Raw genomic sequence first — 15,124 nt, 5'->3', positions numbered from 1 at the left:
AAAAACTGCCAACGAAACCGGTGCCCCTCACCGTCCATCACGGGCACCGGCCCGCCCCATCACTCAACGCCGGCGATCATTGCTGGCCCGTTGTCGCGGACGCCGTCTGGTTGCCGAACATGGCTTCGAAACGCGGCTTGTTCGCGGCGTAGTACTCGGCAACCACTTTGTCAGCCGAGCTGTCGCGGGCGCTGGCCATCAACTTCTCAAGATCAGCCTGGGGAATCTTGAAATTGGCGAAAAACCGCGCGACGTCAGGGTGCTGCGCGCTGAAGCCTTTGCGGGCAACGGCGTGGATCTGCTCGGCGCCGCCGAAGATCTGCTTGGGATCATCGAGGTAGCGCAGCGACCATTTGGAGAACATCCAATGGGGGCTCCAGGCGTTGATCAGTGACCACCGGTCACGCTTGAGGTTGCGGTCCAGCTCGCTCAGCATGCCGGACTCCGAGGACGCGACCATCTTGTAGCCATCGAGCTTGTAGGCCTGGATGGCTTTCTCGGTGAGCTTGTACTGCCCATTGCCCACTTCGGAGGTGAGGATCTTGCCGCCGAGTTTCTCCCGCACCTCAGGCTTGTTGAGGTCTTCGACGCTGGCCAGCTCGCTGGTGGGAACGGACGTCGGCACCGCCATGCCGATCCGCCCTTCATACAACCAGCCCAGGTCTTCGAGCTTGTCCTGGTACTTGTCATAGAACGACTTGTGCGTGTTTGGCAGCCAGACCATCGGAATCAGGTCGATGCTGCCGTTGGCGAGTGCCTGGAACTGAATGCCGATATCGGCCAGGACCAGCTTGACCGGTTGCTTGAGATGGTCTCGCAGGGCCGTGTCTGCCAGTTTCACGGCGATTTCCGTATCCGACCAATTCACCCACCCGATCCGGATAGGCGTGGGTTCCTCGGCTTGTGCAACCAGGCAACTGGAGGCCATCGCCAGGCCGGCGAGCCAGCCGATACAGCTTCTACTGGATAACGTGATCATGGTGCGTCTCCGCGTCTGTATTAATGGTTATTGGCAGGGCAGTAGAAAAAATTTCAAGCCGATAGTAATCCCGGCCTTGGGGTTGGGCAAGGGAAATGTACACCAGTGTCACAACCGTTGACACAGGTGAACATTGCACATACCGTCATGTCAAAACCCAGCCTGATGTTCTGTTCCCGGAGCGCAACACCATGTCCAGCGATCCCTTGCTGCAGCCCTACCAGATCAAACACCTGACCCTCAGAAACCGGATCATGACCACCTCCCATGAGCCGGCTTACCCAGTCGACGGCATGCCGAAAGACCTGTATCGGGCCTATCACGTCGAACGTGCCAAGGCCGGCGTGGCATTGACCATGACCGCCGGGTCCGCCGCGGTATCGCGGGACAGCCCGCCGGTGTTCAACAACGTGCTGGCGTACAAGGACGAAGTGGTCAAATGGATGAAGGACCTGACCGACGAGTGCCACGAGCATGGCGCGGCGGTGATGATTCAACTGACCCACCTGGGGCGGCGCACACGCTGGGACAAGGCCGACTGGCTGCCGGTGGTCTCGCCCTCGCATCGCCGCGAGGCCTCGCACCGGGCCTTCCCGAAAAAGCTGGAAGACTGGGACATCGATCGCATCATCAAGGACTACGTCGACGCCGCCGAACGCATGAAGGCGGCCGGACTCGATGGCTTGGAACTGCAGGCCTACGGTCATCTCATGGACCAGTTCTGGTCGCCCCTGACCAACGACCTCGATGGCCCCTACGGCGGTTCGTTGGAGAACCGCTTGCGCTTTACCTTCGATATCCTGCGCGGCATCCGCCAACGCTGCGGCGAAGACTTCCTGCTGGGGATTCGCTACACCGGCGATGAAGACCTGCCCGGCGGTTTCGGGGCCAGCGACGGCCTGCGGATCTCCCATATGCTCAAGGACAGCGGCCTGGTCGACTTCCTCAACGTCGTTCGCGGGCACATCGACACCGACGCCGGCCTCACCGATGTAATCCCGATCCAGGGCATGCGCAATTCCCCGCACCTGGACTTTGCCGGCGAGATCCGCTCGGCCACCGGTTTCCCGACCTTCCACGCCGCCAAGATTCCCGACGTCGCCACGGCACGCCACGCCATCGCCTCCGGCAAGGTGGACATGATCGGCATGACCCGCGCGCACATGACCGATCCGCACATCGTGCGCAAGATCATTGAAAAACGCGAAGAGGACATCCGCCCCTGCGTGGGCGCGAACTACTGCCTGGACCGCATCTACCAGGGGGGCGCGGCGTATTGCATCCACAACGCCGCCACCGGGCGCGAAACCACCATGCCCCACGAGATTTCCAAGGCGCCGCTCAAGCGCAAGGTGGTGGTGATCGGCACCGGCCCGGCAGGCCTGGAAGCGGCACGGGTGGCCGGTGAACGCGGGCATGCCGTCACGGTGTTCGAGGTGGCGGACCAACCCGGCGGGCAGGTCCGCCTGACGGCCCTCAGCGAACGCCGCCGCGAGATGATCAGCATCATCGAATGGCGCATGGCGCAATGCGAACGCTTGGGCGTCAAGTTCCACTTCAACACCTGGGCCGAGGCCGAGACGGTATTGGCCGAGGAACCGGACGTGGTGATCGTCGCCACCGGCGGCCTGCCCCACACCGAGGTGCTCAAGCACGGCAATGAACTGGTGGTGTCGACCTGGGACATCATTTGCGGCGACGTCAAACCCGGCAGGAACGTGCTGATCTTCGACGACGCGGGCGACCACGCCGCGCTGCAGGCGGCCGAAGTCATCGCCAGCAGCGGCGCGAAACTGGAGATCGTCACACCGGACCGGTCATTCGCCCCGGAAGTGATGGCGATGAACCTGGTGCCCTACATGCGCAGCCTGCAAGACCTGAACGTCACCTTTACCGTCACCTACCGGGTCGACACCGTCGAGCAACGCGACGGGCAACTGGTGGCCACCTTCGGCAGCGATTATGGCCAGGTACACAAGCAGCGCGTGGTCGATCAGGTGGTGATCAACCACGGCACCCTTCCCCTCGATGATCTGTACTTCGAATTGCGCCCTTACTCGCGCAACAACGGTGCGGTCGAGCAGCAGGATCTGATCGCCGGCAAGCCCCAGAACATCGTGACCCACCCGGAAGGCCGCTTCCAACTGTTCCGCATCGGCGATGCCGTGTCGGCACGCAATACCCACGCGGCCATCTATGATGCACTGCGCTTGCTCAAGGACATTTGAGGTCTTGCCCCCCTGTGGCGAGGGCTCTTGCCACAGGGGTTATCCGTCTCAGCCGTGAAGCCCTTTGCGAGCCACCGCCGCCCCGGCCTGCAAGGCTTGGCCGAGGTGTTCTTCGAAGCGGCTGTCGGCCATTGACTGCAACGCCGCGGCCGTGACGCCCCGATAGGCCACCAAGGCCTCGATCATTTGCTGCGCGTCATGGGTTTGCAGCAGTTGGCTGCTATTGACCACCACGTTCCTGGCGGCCAATTGCGCGATATCGGCAGGCAGGCCGGCGGCCATTGCCTGGTTGGCCAGCGCGGTCATCAGCAAGGCCGGAAAAGCCGGGCCGGTGCCCGACAGCGCAGACAGGTAGTCGATGAACCCCTCCTCCCGGACCTCTGCCGCCGTGCCCACGGATTCGAACAGTTGCTGCACCAGCTCTCGCGTCGCGGTGTCCACCGTCCCCGAACAGAACCAGGGCGTAAAGGACTGCCGGATTTCCACCGCCGCGTTGGGCATCGCCCGCACCACCGCCGAAGCCGAGGTCTGCGTGGCAATCGCCTGCGCGGTGATCCCGGCCATCAACGAAATGACGATCTTGCCTGTCGCATCGATGTCCAGGCTGGCGAAATGCTCGGGTCGCACGGCAATGATCACCACATCGCTGCGCGCCACCAAGGCCTGGTTGTCCGTGACCAGGCACACACCTTGCCCGGCCAGCGGATAACTGCCCGAGCGGTTGGAGAGCACCAGGTTAGCGGCCGGCAGCCGCGCAGTGGCCAGCAACGCGTGGGCGATTGCCCCGCCCAGCCAGCCGGTTCCGCCGATGATGCCCAGGGTCTTACTGATCATCACCCGCCCCTTCCTCGAACGTCTCTGCCAAGGGCACGAAGACCCCCGGTTCTTTTTCGGCGTAGCCGAACTTCCCATAGAAACGATCCAGCTCGCGCTGCTTGGGCACCTTGCCGGTGAAGATGCTCACGTAATGCGGAATACGCTCGAAACGCGTGGTGATCAGCTCACGGGTGTTCATGCTGATGTAGCCGATCTGGGTCAGATAGATCGTTCGGGCCCGGGTATCGGCCCCCTGGCTGTCGTAGCCAAAACGCTTGAACATGCTCGCCAGCGCATTCATCCGCTGTTCATCCACGGTAGCGACTTCCTGGGCCACCTCCGCCGACTGCAGCGCCCAACTGCGCACCGCGAACTCGAATTGGGAGTCGAACAGTTGCGGGTTGAGCCAGCACTCGAACACGTTCAGGATCGCTTCGGAAATGCTCTCGGCATAACTTTCGGTCTGGCGGATCAGTCCGCCGGTGTTGGTCTCCCGCCAGCGAGAGAGCAAGGCCGCCAGCAACTGTTCGCGATCCTCGAAAAACCAGTAGAAGCTGGTTCGCGACAGACCCAGGCGCTTGGCGAGCGGCATGACCCTGACGGCGTCGATGCCCGATTCCTTCAAGGCGTCGTAGGCGGCCTCCAGCCAACCTTCCGGCGACCCGCGCCAACCGCTGTCCTGGGCCTTGCCACGCGCCTTCCCTAACTGGGACATCTCGCTTCACCTTCTTCAAAAAACCTGAACCGAATGTACCCTGCCGACCGAAAAATGTACATCTGAGTACATTTCATTGACCAAACAGTTGAGAGCAGGCAGGCTTGATCCGGTTCGTGTTCTTCGATGCAAACCCCGCCCATGAACGCCCACAAGCCCCGTAGCGGAATGTGCCCATGCAACCCAGCGAGATGGATAAAAAGGTCAAGGGCTATCGACGGTTGATCCCGTCCATGACCGCCCTGTTGGAGTTCGAAGCCGTGGCGCGGCTTGCCAGTTTTACCCTCGCGGCCCAGGAGCTGGGTGTGACCCAGGCGGCCGTCAGCAAGCAGATCCGCCTGCTGGAAGATACGCTGGGCACCAAGCTGTTCCATCGTCTGCACCGCGCCATCAAGCTGACACACGAGGGCTATCTGCTGCATTCGGTCGTGGCCGAATCCATTCACCGCATGGCCAGCGTATTCGACAAGATTGCCGAGGGCATCGGCGAACAGGAGATCACCCTGGCCTGCACCGGGGCGTTTTCCCATATGAGGATCCTGCCTCGGTTGATGTCGCTGCGTACGCTGCAACCGCAATTGAAACTGCGCTTGATCACGCCGTTGCTTTCGACGGGCGCCTATCGGGATGACGCGGACCTGGCCATCCGCTTCGGCAACGGCAAATGGGATGACGGCCGCTCGATCTTCCTGTTCGACGAAGAAGTATTTCCCGTGTGCTCGCCCGCCTGGCTGGCGGCCCACCCGGCGCCAACGTCGATCGATGATTTCCTGGACGTGGCCCTGATCGACTCCGACGCCACCCTCGAAGGCTGGATGACCTGGAACGGCTGGTGCCGGGAACTCGGGGACATGCATCCCAAGCTGAATTATTCACTGCGGTGCAGCGCCTACAACGACGCGATCCAGGCCGCTCTCCAGGGGTACGGCATCGCGCTGGGCTGGGGCCGACTGATTGCGCACCTGCTCAACAGTGGCGAACTGGTCAGGATCACCCCCTACGTGGTCAAGCCCAAGGACGCCTACTACGTGGTCGTGCCCACCGGTCGAGAACCGGGCGCGATCACTCCCACGTTAGTTGATTGGTTACAGGACGACAGCCACCTGAAACATTGATCGACCGTAATACTTTGCTGGCATAACTGCGGGTTATGCCAAGGTGAAAATAAAGCGCGTTGACGGAAAAATACCCCGTTTCGATACTGTGATGGCCGCCACTTAGCGACTTTTATTAGTTCGAGCGAGATCCCTCAATGACCCTCAGCGCCGTGAAAACCCACCGAGAACTTCTAACCGATCGCACAACCGGGCACGGCATGCCCGGCGGCCTGTTCGGTCGACAGGATGTCTTCGAAAACGACGTGGATATCTTCTTTACCCAGCATTGGATACTGGTCGGTGTGACCAGCGACATTGCCGAGCCCGGGGACGTCTCCACCCTCGACATCGGCAAGTCTTCGATCCTCCTGATACGCGACGATGACGAGCAGGTGCAGGCGTTTCGCAATGTCTGCCGGCATCGCGGGGCGCGCTTGAAGCCGGCGGGCAAATCCACCGTGGGCCTGTTGGTCTGCCCTTATCATCAGTGGACTTATGACCTGGACGGCAGTTTGAAACATGCCGCGCACATGGGCCAGAACTTCGACCCTACCTGCAAGCGCCTGATACCGGTTCACACCAAAGTAGTCGGCACGCATATATTCGTTTGCCTGGCTGACGAAGCGCCGGAAGATATCAGTTACCTTGACCACGTCATGTCACCGCGCTTTGCCCAATACGAACTTACTTATTCAAAGATTGCCCATGAATCGGAAATTATCGAGAACGGCAATTGGAAGTTGGTCATCGAGAATAACCGTGAGTGTTATCACTGCGCCGGTACTCATCCCGAACTGACAGCGTCGTTCCTGCCGGAAGATTTCGGCTTCTGCACCGACGGGCTCAGCGAGGACTCGCTTCAGGCGCTCGACGAATACCACCGTCGCAATGCCGACACCAAGCGCAACTGGGAGAACGAGGGCTACCTCTGCGACGCCGTCGAACACCTGGGCGAGGACGTGGTCACTCAATTCCGCTCCCAGCGCCTGGTCATCGCCGGCCATGGCGAATCCCAGACCCTCGATACCCGAGTGGCCTGCACGCGCCTGTTCGGCCACATCACCCGCCGTGACCTGGGAGACATGCACCTGTGGACGCACAACTCATGGACGCACGTCATGAGCGACCACGCCGTGATCTCCTACATCATCCCCCTGGCACCGGACAAAACCCTGGTGCGGACCAAGTGGCTGGTCCACGCGGACGCCATCGAGGGCGTGGACTACCAGTTGGATAAACTGACCGAAGTCTGGGCCGCGACCAACCTCCAGGACGCCAGCCTCGTGGGCATCACCCACAGCGGCACCCAGGACCCGGCCTACGCACCGGGACCGTTCTCGGCCTTCACCGAATCCTATGTCGATCAGTTCTCGCGCTGGTACTCGGCGCGCCTGGCCGCCCATGGCGTGTGAGCAATGGACATGACAACTTACGAAAACCTTGCCCCCCTTGAGCCTACCGACGCTGCCAGACGCTTTACCGACCCACAGACATGGGGCACGTTTGGCGCGCAATGGAACAGCGGCGAACAGAAAACCCTGGTGTGCTGCGCCGTGTACCCGGAAACCCATGACGTGAAGACGTTCGTGTTTCGCTGCGCGGACTTCAGCGCGCTGAGTTTCGAAGCGGGCCAATTCATCACGCTATCACCGGTCATCGCCGGCCAGCCCATCGCCCGCTGCTACACCGTGTCGTCGTCCCCCACTCGCCCGTTCGCGTTCGCCATCACCGTCAAGCGGGTGCCGGGTGGGCTCGTGTCGAACTGGCTGCACGACCGCCTCCAGCCCGGGGACTGCCTGCGCGCGTCCGGCCCGGCGGGGAGCTTTACCCCGGTCGGCATTCCGGCGAAGAAATGGCTCTACCTGTCGGCAGGCTCCGGCGTGACGCCCCTGATGTCGATGACCCGCACAGCCTTCGACATGGCCAGCGACCTGGACATCGTCTTCGTGCACAGCGCCCGTACGCCGACCGACATCATCTTCCACGACGAACTCCAGGGCATGCAGGCGCGCATGGCCGGCCTGCGCGTGCTGCACGTCTGCGAAAGCCCGGGCACCACCGTCGACTGGCAACACCCCATCGGCCGGCTCGATTTGCCTTTGCTCAGCCAACACGTCCCGGACTTCAGGGAGCGCGAAGTGTTCATCTGCGGCCCTCAAGGCTACATGGAGGCCGTCAAATCGCTGCTCAAGGACGCGCGGTTCGACTTCGCCCACTACCACCAGGAAAGCTTCGACATCTCGGTGCTGAACGCAGAGCCGGTGATCGAACAAGCGCCTTCGCTGGATCAGGCGAGCCTGTTCACGGTGACCCTGTCCCGCTCGGGAAAGACCTTCACCATGACTGGCACCCAGACCGTGCTGAGTGCGGCCAAGAAAGCCGGCGCCATCGTGCCCTCCTCTTGCAGCCAGGGCGTGTGCGGCACCTGCAAGACGGCGCTGCTCGAAGGCACAGTGGACATGAACCACAACGGCGGGATCCGCCAACGGGAAATCGATAAGGGCCTGCGCCTGCTGTGCTGCAGCAAGCCGACGTCGGACCTGGTAATCGATCTCTGACAAGCTCTTCTGGAGCCCCTGACGAGTCCTTTGCGTGGTGGACGGTGCGGTATTGATCAGCGAAGGCATGGGCTTGACGGGACGGCCGTTACCGGCGCCGGGGGGGCGGATTGTGCCGTTGGGTGGGAGGGTGCGGCGGGTGGTGATTTGAGAGGACTGAGGGGATGTAGGCACGCGCCCGACCTGTTTTGGGTTGGGCTGGATGCGGGAAACACACCGTGTGAGCACGGGGTCGCTTTGCGCAGGTTTTACGCAGGCACAAAAAAGCCGACCCATCTGATCGGCTTAAGTGTCTGATTTTACTCAGAAAATATGGTCGGGACGGAGTGATTCGAACACTCGACCCCTAGCACCCCATGCTGGGAGCTGTAGAAGCCTAAGCTACTGTTTTATAAGATTTTATTCATATTTACGGCAGCGCAAAAAAAAAGGATTTTTGTGCTTATGCAAACGAAAACACGCGGCCTCCAGAGGAGGTTTTGCGCATTCGAGAAGGGTCAAGGCGAGCTTAACTTGCTGGTCTATGCTGCTATGGCCTGGACTGTCCCAGGTCTGCCAAAAGGAGAATTGTGATGGGTGACGATTTGAGCAATCGCGGACCGCAAGACCGGGCTCGCGTGAATACGTCTGAAACCTGGGAGGTTAAGTACTGGTGCAATGAGTTCGGTGTGACGGAGGAAGAACTGAAGGCCGCTGTCAAAGCCGCTGGGCCGATGGTTGTCGATGTCCGCAAAAAACTCGGCAAGTAGCCTCCCCTGCCCCGTGCTCGGTGCGGGGCTCTTCTATCAACTTCGAGAGCTGTCAGGAGTTGGATATTCCTACGGTAGTGCCCCCCTCTCCTACGGCGTTCTGCCGACCTAACACCACTCCCCCTGCTACGCTGATTTCTACGAAGTAGGAGTCATAAATGCATAATCTCGATCTGCTCCCTCAACTGCTCAACAAAATTGCCGAAAACCAGCTCGCTCTGGAGGCTGCGATTATGGAATTGTCCAACTGGGCCGCGGCGAACGGCTCCGCCGTCGTCGATCAAAACGTCCGTGGGGCGTTGGCTACTCTCGAACGGAACGATGAATTCGTGAAAACGGCACTGGCCGTGATAAGCACCCCCGAATAAGCCCTATTCTGTCGTCGATGCAGATTCAGGCGGGGCAATCCAATATGCGTCTCTCACCTCATCCAAGGCGTGCCAAGGCTGGGAGTGGAATCTCGCATTTTTGCAGTTCGGACGATGGGCAAATGCAGTCCCCCTGTCGGCTTCTGCCTGCTCTACACCGCAGCCTTTACATCTGACGGTCTGGTTGATCAGGGACCAGCTTTCATGCCACGAAACCAATTTTTCGAGCGGGGTCACTTCGTCATTACCTTTTCGCAAAACCTGTACAAAATATAAAAACACGTACAAGAATTGTAAATATCTCCAGCGTCGCCTCTTTCCGCTACAGCTCGTCGGCTCCCTCTCGCCGGCATCCTCCTGACTCGATTACTGTACATATAACCAGTATCTGTATAAGTGATTTCTTCATGAACTTCCAACAGGCCAAGGCGCTAAGGATTAAGCAATGGCGAGATACGCTCGATGACCAAGATTTTCGCCGAGCGAACCCGGAGGCGCACCGCTCAATCCTTCATGACATGAGCGCCAGGCTTGCAGAAGAAAACCTGATCGACAGGCTTGAGCAGTTCGACATGGACGAAATGGCAAACGCTGCGTACTGGCTCGCCATAGAAGAGCTGCATGCAAACCCCGTGGTCTATCGCTCCTCGTATGGCTATGACGTCATGCCCCGTGGCGGTGGACCGAGGTTTGGAACCTTATTCCATTCTGTATTGATGCTCGATGAAGACAGCTCCTCAAAGATGCGGGGGTTTGATGGCAAGATTTATCACACGGAGAACGGCCTGGAGCTAAACCAGGACTACCACCATCTGCATGGAACAGTAGAAGGCTTGGTTCTCACGCTGAAGGATGGTCGACAGTTTGACCTGGTCGAAACGAAGGGAATGGTCCAAGGAGTCATCTACGACAAGATTGATGATCCGGACGTGTATCGTTGGATGACCGACCTTATCCAGGTTGCCACCGAAAACAAGCTTTTGAAGATCCTACTGAGGATCCGGCCTTTCTATGAAATGGCGAGATTCGTCCAATGCCTAACCTGCTTGGACCGGTTTGGCAAGCGCGAGGACTGCGGGCCTTGCGCCGGCAAAGGTTTCGTCGAAAAACCGCTAATTCCCGAGCAAACTTCCACAGGAGCAACGGTGTCATCTGTCCAGGACCAGTGTAAATGAGGGTGAGATATGTGCGGTGGAGTTGAGGCAGCGGACAAAAACCGCGCGTACGAACGGGTCAAGGTGTACTTCCCGAATCCAAGGGCAGCGTTTCCCGTGCTGCTTCCGGACGGGACAGATCTTGGATGGGTGCGATGGGGCCGGCGCCGAGAAGAAGAAGGCACCGGTCCATCAGGGGGGTGGGCAAAGCTTGAAACGTTAGAACGTGGGGGATGGGAGAAATATCACCCACGGCGGGGGCTAGGCCTGGTGCAGAGATACATGGAGAAGGACGGAGAGCGGGTTTCCCACTGGTTTGACATGAACGAAGGCTACGGGCTGGAATGCCTGGTGCTGGGCGACGGCGAAGAACAGCGCGTGTACGTTGTTACCACCTCCCCGCCCCCAGAGTACGCTTGGATTCATGACCGATGGCCGATGATCGGGCGCATTCCCCCTGACCTTGGATATCAGCGTGTCCTGAACCCGGATTTTCCCGAGTAACCGAGTCTCCAGGCCTCAATGACGTGTTTTATTCGACAAAGCAGGCGCATTAACTTGGGGAGCGTCGGAAGAGACCTTTTGGACCCGCCGGGTCCTTAAGCGCTGGCGCGCCAATCCGATGTCTTCGGCGATATAACGGGCCAGCCTTTTGAGACCGGCTTCGCCTCGATATTGGCTTCTGACTAAACCGACAACCGCAAAGCTATCACCATCTTCACCTCCGATTAATAGAGAGGTGGTTCCGTCTGGGCTGAAGGTGCACTCAACGGTACAGCCAGGCAGCAATTCATGCAGGGCGCCCTCTATTTCGTCTTTCGTCAACCTGTCCATTCCTTTGCCCCGGCCATATCAACGTCAGAATATTCTAGCCGCTCAGGGAAAGGTAGTAGTGGCAAGGAAACGACAAATACTCGCCGCACCAACTGCAGCCGGACTGTTTTCACCTTCCTCCAGATATTCCTTTTGCATACGCCTGGCACGCCTTCAGCGCGATCAGCCCCCGGTCGCCGGCGTCGGTGATGGCGATAATTCGTTGAGCATGCGCTGGGTCAAGTTGGGCTCGACGGGTTCCATGAACCACGCCGCCGGTGCCGGCGGCGGCAGGCACTGGGCTGCAACTGGCTGGATCGGTGGTGTCGAGAAGGACTGACAACCGCAAATCAGAAGTGGCAAGGCGATCGCGCAGGCGATCCTGTTGTTTTTCAGCATCGCTCAATTCCTTGTAGTGGGTTTGTTCACTGGCTGACAGCTGCTGCTCCAGGATCAGGCGCTTATCCTGCTCGGCACGGGCCTGGGCCGTGGCGGCGCTACTGATGCTCGCCAAGTCAGCTTGGTGCAAGCCGGCCTGCTCGGCGAGCTTCTTGCCCATCCGCCATTCCTGCACCTGCCAGGTCACGCCCGCGGCGCCGAGCATCAGCGCCAGGGCCAGCACCACTAGGCCGGCCAGCTTCTGCACCGGCGTCATGCGAGAGCCCGCCGCACGCCCTCAGCCAGCACCGCGTCAGGGTAGGCATACCCTGCGTTCTCGTGATGGATGATCGCTTTGACGAAACCCGCCATCACCGCTGGCTGGCTCAGGTCCACTTCGGCCCCGGGCCGGGTACCGGTGTTCGACTCCACCGAGCGCACATAGGCAGCCGTGTCGTTCTCCGTCGACGGTGCCCAGCGGCTGATGATCGCCTTCACCGTCTTGAGCCCATGCTTGCGCTGATACGTCAGCAGCAGCTTGCCCAGGGCGCGGATACCATTTTCCGGCGTATCGAACCGGGCAAAGCGCTTCTCGATCGCCGGATCGGGCGGGAGCTGCCCTTGCCACTGGTTGGCTGGGTTGTAATCGATGTTGCCGGGGTTGTTGTTGCGCACCCCGCGGGTTTCGGTAGAAGGCATGGCTTGCTCCAGGCAAAAAAATACCCGCTCAATGGCGGGTGGCGTTTGGCGACTGCTTCAGGCCTCGGGGAGCGTCTCTTCGCTCTCCACGGGCACCTCGGCCGACTGATCAGGCACCTCCACGGGCACAGGATCTGGCACCAGGATGTGCAGGGTGATCATGTGCTTGAGGTCGTACGGTTGGCCGTCCTTCGTGACAGTGACCGTGAGTGCGCCGTCGGCAAAATCGGTTTCGATATCGGCCCGGCTGTCCACCTGGTTGACCGTGTACCCCCACCCATCGTCAACGGGCGGAAACGGCACCATGCCCAGGCACCCGAAAATCTTGTAAATGCCCTTAGACACTCGCTCGGACGTGACCGCGGTGTCTCCCTGGGTGACGAAGTCATAGGTCGCGCCGGATGCGCCCAACACATTGATTGCTGCTCTGGCCATATTCAAATCGCCTTCAGGGTGCCGTCGGCGGCACGGGTGGTGTTGCCGGTGTGGTAGATCTCCGCCCACGTGGTAGCGGCGGATTGATCCTTCATGATCGAGCGGAAGTAGGCTTTGTTCTGCGAGATACCGAGCGCGAGCTGTGATTGCCAGCGCGCATCGCCGCCCCAATCGGATGAAAGCAGCTGCACTGCGGTGTAGGGCGCGTTGGTCGCGTTGCTCAAGCTGTAGAGGCCAGTGGTCTTCGCGTTGTTCGCATTGCCGTTGTCGATGGTTGAAGCCCCCAGCCAACCGCCCGCGCCAACCGCCATGACGTTACCAGCGGCGGTGCCGACGTTGGCCGTGGCAGCGGAACCAAGCCCAAGGCCGGCACGTGCGGTCGCCTGGGTGTTGCCGCCCGTCCCACCCTGGGCCACGCTGAGCGCCGTGGTCAGACCGGTGAGACTGGTGATGTCCGAGTTAGCGCCGCCGCGCGCCCGTGGCGACCAGGCCTCCCATGCTGAGCCGGTGTAGACGCACGTCCAAACCTGGCCAGCGTTTACCGCAGTCATCCCCCTAAGCTCATGGAGAACAAGCGTTGTATGCCGCACCACACGCAGATACCAGGCCTGGGAGTTATTTGGCAGGTTGGTGCCGCCGGCGCCCAAGGCGTATTCGCCAGGAGTTGTAATCGTGCGGACGTCGGTCACCGGCAAGGCGATACAGGTCCCGCCGTTCCAGCCAAATGCACCCACTGCCAGGAGCCGGCCGGCGGTAATATCCGTTGAGCTCGTTTGTACCAAGGCCGTCGCGGCAGACCCAAGGCCCAGGCCGGTGCGTGCCGTCGCTTGGTCGGTACCGCCTGTGCCGCCCTTGGAGACAGGCAGGGTATCGTAGTTGCCGGTTGTTCCCAGCGCCGCGAGCTTGGCGCCATAGGTGTTCACCAGGCTGCGCAAGGCATCGGCCGAGTCCTTCACATACCCCTGCATCGGCGCCAGCGCATAACTGCCGCCGGAAGCTGTCGCCCCCTGATACGGCGGGTCAATAGAGAGCGATGTATCGCTCGGCGCATTGGTCACCTCATACCACCGGCCATCAGGCCCGCGGAATGCATCGCCGACACGGCAATTTGCGATGAATGAAGTGCCAGTGCCTGTCACCGCATTGGAATTCAGGGTGACGGCAACCGTCCCAGTTTTATACCAGGGCATAGATATTCCTCGTTACTTCAAGCGTTGAAGTATCTGGATGAAGGGAATTTGCAGACAGGAATTGCGAGGCAGGTATTATTAGTACCCTGATAATACCAATCGCCCGCTCGGATTTGGTTGTGAATTTTCAGGACCCTAACACCATTATCCAACAGTGTAAGACCCGCATATTGCGAATGACCTGTAAACCAACCAACACCCCGATCAATTGAAGAGATCGAGACAAAATCATCCACATCAATGGTCAATCCGCTGTCGTAGACATCCACAATGTTACCTTGGACATACGTCCAACTCTTACTAAATTTACTGAAACGCACAACATTATCGCTCGACGTATAAATCACGTTACCTTGATAGTCGAAAAGCTCCAGCCCGTAATTCGAAACACTCCTCAGATTGGAATACATACAAGAAACATATTCGAGTGTGTAGTTCTGCAAATTTGGATCCCCTCGCACAGCAGAAACCACAACAAAGCCGGTCCAGTTACCGGGAGCCCCCAGTATGACCGTAAAAAAACCCAGGTCGTTGTGCACGCCAGAGACCACCCTCACGAAAATCTGAGGCGGCTCCTGAGTCGTGATCGGCTTCGCGAAGGTTACAGAACCACTTCCTTCAGCATGCGTGTACCTAGATGTAATATTGAAAGTCCCCCTTTCTGAAAACACCATGACCTTGTAATCACTGGAGATTATGATCGAGCCATAATCGTTTGATACGGACAAGCCAAAGTCAGCCATTAAATAACCCTCACCACCTCGATGACACTTTCTACGGTACTTTCCACCCAACTCTCAATCCACCCGCCTGAGCCATTTGGAAATCTGTAATTCGCGTAGGGAATGATGGCGATCTGAGTTCCACCCAAGTCCCTGTAGGTTGGAATAACGGATCGCCCAAACGTCGCACCCGTGCTATAGGACCGTGGTGTTATTGTCACGA

Annotated in this window: 17 protein-coding genes; 8 read left to right on the top strand and 9 right to left on the bottom strand. The window is 59.6% G+C overall.

What is annotated here, in order from left to right; all coding sequences use genetic code 11:
* Window positions 1-76: 76 nt before the first annotated feature.
* On the bottom strand, window positions 77-979 hold the full coding sequence (locus V5F23_RS09990) for a glycine betaine ABC transporter substrate-binding protein (protein WP_042729772.1): 903 nt from the start codon (window positions 977-979) through the stop codon (window positions 77-79).
* Window positions 980-1,170: 191 nt separating this feature from the next.
* On the opposite strand from V5F23_RS09990, the gene V5F23_RS09985 reads away from it, so the two are divergent.
* Window positions 1,171-3,207: an NADH:flavin oxidoreductase gene (locus V5F23_RS09985; RefSeq protein ID WP_042729773.1), complete on the top strand. Its 2,037-nt coding sequence runs from the start codon at window positions 1,171-1,173 to the stop codon at window positions 3,205-3,207.
* A 48-nt stretch (window positions 3,208-3,255) separates the two neighbouring features.
* Here the strand turns inward: V5F23_RS09985 and V5F23_RS09980 are convergent, their stop codons facing one another.
* Together V5F23_RS09980 and V5F23_RS09975 are read right to left on the bottom strand one after the other, a co-directional pair.
* The gene (locus V5F23_RS09980) at window positions 3,256-4,041 is read right to left on the bottom strand and encodes a pyrroline-5-carboxylate reductase dimerization domain-containing protein (RefSeq protein ID WP_042729774.1); all 786 of its coding nucleotides are present in this window, start codon (window positions 4,039-4,041) and stop codon (window positions 3,256-3,258) included.
* Window positions 4,031-4,738, bottom strand: coding sequence for a TetR/AcrR family transcriptional regulator (locus V5F23_RS09975; protein ID WP_042729775.1), 708 nt, complete (start codon window positions 4,736-4,738; stop codon window positions 4,031-4,033). The genes V5F23_RS09980 and V5F23_RS09975 overlap by 11 nt, the downstream gene beginning before the upstream one ends.
* A 176-nt stretch (window positions 4,739-4,914) precedes the next feature.
* Here V5F23_RS09975 and V5F23_RS09970 point away from each other — a divergent pair, with 176 nt between their 5' ends.
* The 7 genes from V5F23_RS09970 (at window position 4,915) to V5F23_RS09940 (ending at window position 11,168) form a co-directional block, all read left to right on the top strand.
* Window positions 4,915-5,853, top strand: a complete 939-nt coding sequence (locus tag V5F23_RS09970; RefSeq protein ID WP_042729776.1) for a LysR substrate-binding domain-containing protein — start codon at window positions 4,915-4,917, stop codon at window positions 5,851-5,853.
* Window positions 5,854-5,990: 137 nt separating this feature from the next.
* Window positions 5,991-7,247: an aromatic ring-hydroxylating dioxygenase subunit alpha gene (locus V5F23_RS09965; protein ID WP_338498292.1), complete on the top strand. Its 1,257-nt coding sequence runs from the start codon at window positions 5,991-5,993 to the stop codon at window positions 7,245-7,247.
* 9 nt (window positions 7,248-7,256) lie between these two features.
* Window positions 7,257-8,393, top strand: coding sequence for a hybrid-cluster NAD(P)-dependent oxidoreductase (locus V5F23_RS09960; protein WP_338498291.1), 1,137 nt, complete (start codon window positions 7,257-7,259; stop codon window positions 8,391-8,393).
* A 572-nt stretch (window positions 8,394-8,965) separates the two neighbouring features.
* Window positions 8,966-9,142, top strand: coding sequence for a DUF3606 domain-containing protein (locus tag V5F23_RS09955; RefSeq protein ID WP_338498290.1), 177 nt, complete (start codon window positions 8,966-8,968; stop codon window positions 9,140-9,142).
* Window positions 9,143-9,300: 158 nt separating this feature from the next.
* Window positions 9,301-9,510, top strand: coding sequence for a hypothetical protein (locus tag V5F23_RS09950; protein WP_338498289.1), 210 nt, complete (start codon window positions 9,301-9,303; stop codon window positions 9,508-9,510).
* Window positions 9,511-9,917: 407 nt separating this feature from the next.
* Window positions 9,918-10,685: a hypothetical protein gene (locus tag V5F23_RS09945; protein WP_338498287.1), complete on the top strand. Its 768-nt coding sequence runs from the start codon at window positions 9,918-9,920 to the stop codon at window positions 10,683-10,685.
* 261 nt (window positions 10,686-10,946) lie between these two features.
* Window positions 10,947-11,168, top strand: a complete 222-nt coding sequence (locus V5F23_RS09940; protein WP_123578871.1) for a hypothetical protein — start codon at window positions 10,947-10,949, stop codon at window positions 11,166-11,168.
* A 15-nt stretch (window positions 11,169-11,183) separates the two neighbouring features.
* Here V5F23_RS09940 and V5F23_RS09935 read toward each other — a convergent pair whose 3' ends face one another.
* The 6 genes from V5F23_RS09935 to V5F23_RS09910 all read right to left on the bottom strand — a co-directional run bounded on the left by V5F23_RS09935 (window position 11,184) and on the right by V5F23_RS09910 (window position 14,922).
* A complete protein-coding gene (locus V5F23_RS09935; protein ID WP_148049549.1) occupies window positions 11,184-11,489 on the bottom strand; it encodes a hypothetical protein in 306 nt (101 codons plus the stop codon).
* Between the two features lie 118 nt (window positions 11,490-11,607).
* Window positions 11,608-12,132 (bottom strand): lysis system i-spanin subunit Rz, encoded by a 525-nt coding sequence (locus V5F23_RS09930; protein ID WP_338498285.1) that lies wholly within the window; start codon window positions 12,130-12,132, stop codon window positions 11,608-11,610.
* Entirely contained in the window at window positions 12,129-12,554 is a 426-nt protein-coding gene (locus tag V5F23_RS09925; protein WP_338498282.1) for a structural protein, read from the bottom strand. The genes V5F23_RS09930 and V5F23_RS09925 overlap by 4 nt, the downstream gene beginning before the upstream one ends.
* 57 nt (window positions 12,555-12,611) lie before the next feature.
* Window positions 12,612-12,989, bottom strand: a complete 378-nt coding sequence (locus V5F23_RS09920; protein ID WP_338498280.1) for a phage tail protein — start codon at window positions 12,987-12,989, stop codon at window positions 12,612-12,614.
* Between the two features lie 2 nt (window positions 12,990-12,991).
* Window positions 12,992-14,179 (bottom strand): hypothetical protein, encoded by a 1,188-nt coding sequence (locus tag V5F23_RS09915; RefSeq protein ID WP_338498277.1) that lies wholly within the window; start codon window positions 14,177-14,179, stop codon window positions 12,992-12,994.
* Window positions 14,180-14,196: 17 nt separating this feature from the next.
* Entirely contained in the window at window positions 14,197-14,922 is a 726-nt protein-coding gene (locus tag V5F23_RS09910; RefSeq protein WP_338498274.1) for a hypothetical protein, read from the bottom strand.
* Window positions 14,923-15,124: the final 202 nt, after the last annotated feature.

The organism is Pseudomonas sp. WP18, assembly GCF_036689585.1.
GTDB classification, from domain to species: Bacteria; Pseudomonadota; Gammaproteobacteria; order Pseudomonadales; family Pseudomonadaceae; genus Aquipseudomonas; species Aquipseudomonas chlororaphis_E.
Note: the sequence above shows the minus strand (reverse complement) of the source record. Positions and strands in the feature narration are given on the sequence as shown.

Excerpts from the sequence above, each read along its gene's own strand:
- V5F23_RS09925 (WP_338498282.1), bottom strand. The coding sequence starts at position 12,554 with ATGCCTTCTACCGAAACCCGCGGGGTGCGCAACAACAACCCCGGCAAC.
- V5F23_RS09915 (WP_338498277.1), bottom strand. The coding sequence starts at position 14,179 with ATGCCCTGGTATAAAACTGGGACGGTTGCCGTCACCCTGAATTCCAAT.
- V5F23_RS09990 (WP_042729772.1), bottom strand. The coding sequence starts at position 979 with ATGATCACGTTATCCAGTAGAAGCTGTATCGGCTGGCTCGCCGGCCTG.
- V5F23_RS09975 (WP_042729775.1), bottom strand. The coding sequence starts at position 4,738 with ATGTCCCAGTTAGGGAAGGCGCGTGGCAAGGCCCAGGACAGCGGTTGG.
- V5F23_RS09965 (WP_338498292.1), top strand. The coding sequence starts at position 5,991 with ATGACCCTCAGCGCCGTGAAAACCCACCGAGAACTTCTAACCGATCGC.
- V5F23_RS09955 (WP_338498290.1), top strand. The coding sequence starts at position 8,966 with ATGGGTGACGATTTGAGCAATCGCGGACCGCAAGACCGGGCTCGCGTG.
- V5F23_RS09980 (WP_042729774.1), bottom strand. The coding sequence starts at position 4,041 with ATGATCAGTAAGACCCTGGGCATCATCGGCGGAACCGGCTGGCTGGGC.
- V5F23_RS09940 (WP_123578871.1), top strand. The coding sequence starts at position 10,947 with ATGGAGAAGGACGGAGAGCGGGTTTCCCACTGGTTTGACATGAACGAA.
- V5F23_RS09910 (WP_338498274.1), bottom strand. The coding sequence starts at position 14,922 with ATGGCTGACTTTGGCTTGTCCGTATCAAACGATTATGGCTCGATCATA.
- V5F23_RS09970 (WP_042729776.1), top strand. The coding sequence starts at position 4,915 with ATGCAACCCAGCGAGATGGATAAAAAGGTCAAGGGCTATCGACGGTTG.
- V5F23_RS09920 (WP_338498280.1), bottom strand. The coding sequence starts at position 12,989 with ATGGCCAGAGCAGCAATCAATGTGTTGGGCGCATCCGGCGCGACCTAT.
- V5F23_RS09960 (WP_338498291.1), top strand. The coding sequence starts at position 7,257 with ATGACAACTTACGAAAACCTTGCCCCCCTTGAGCCTACCGACGCTGCC.
- V5F23_RS09945 (WP_338498287.1), top strand. The coding sequence starts at position 9,918 with ATGAACTTCCAACAGGCCAAGGCGCTAAGGATTAAGCAATGGCGAGAT.
- V5F23_RS09985 (WP_042729773.1), top strand. The coding sequence starts at position 1,171 with ATGTCCAGCGATCCCTTGCTGCAGCCCTACCAGATCAAACACCTGACC.
- V5F23_RS09930 (WP_338498285.1), bottom strand. The coding sequence starts at position 12,132 with ATGACGCCGGTGCAGAAGCTGGCCGGCCTAGTGGTGCTGGCCCTGGCG.
- V5F23_RS09950 (WP_338498289.1), top strand. The coding sequence starts at position 9,301 with ATGCATAATCTCGATCTGCTCCCTCAACTGCTCAACAAAATTGCCGAA.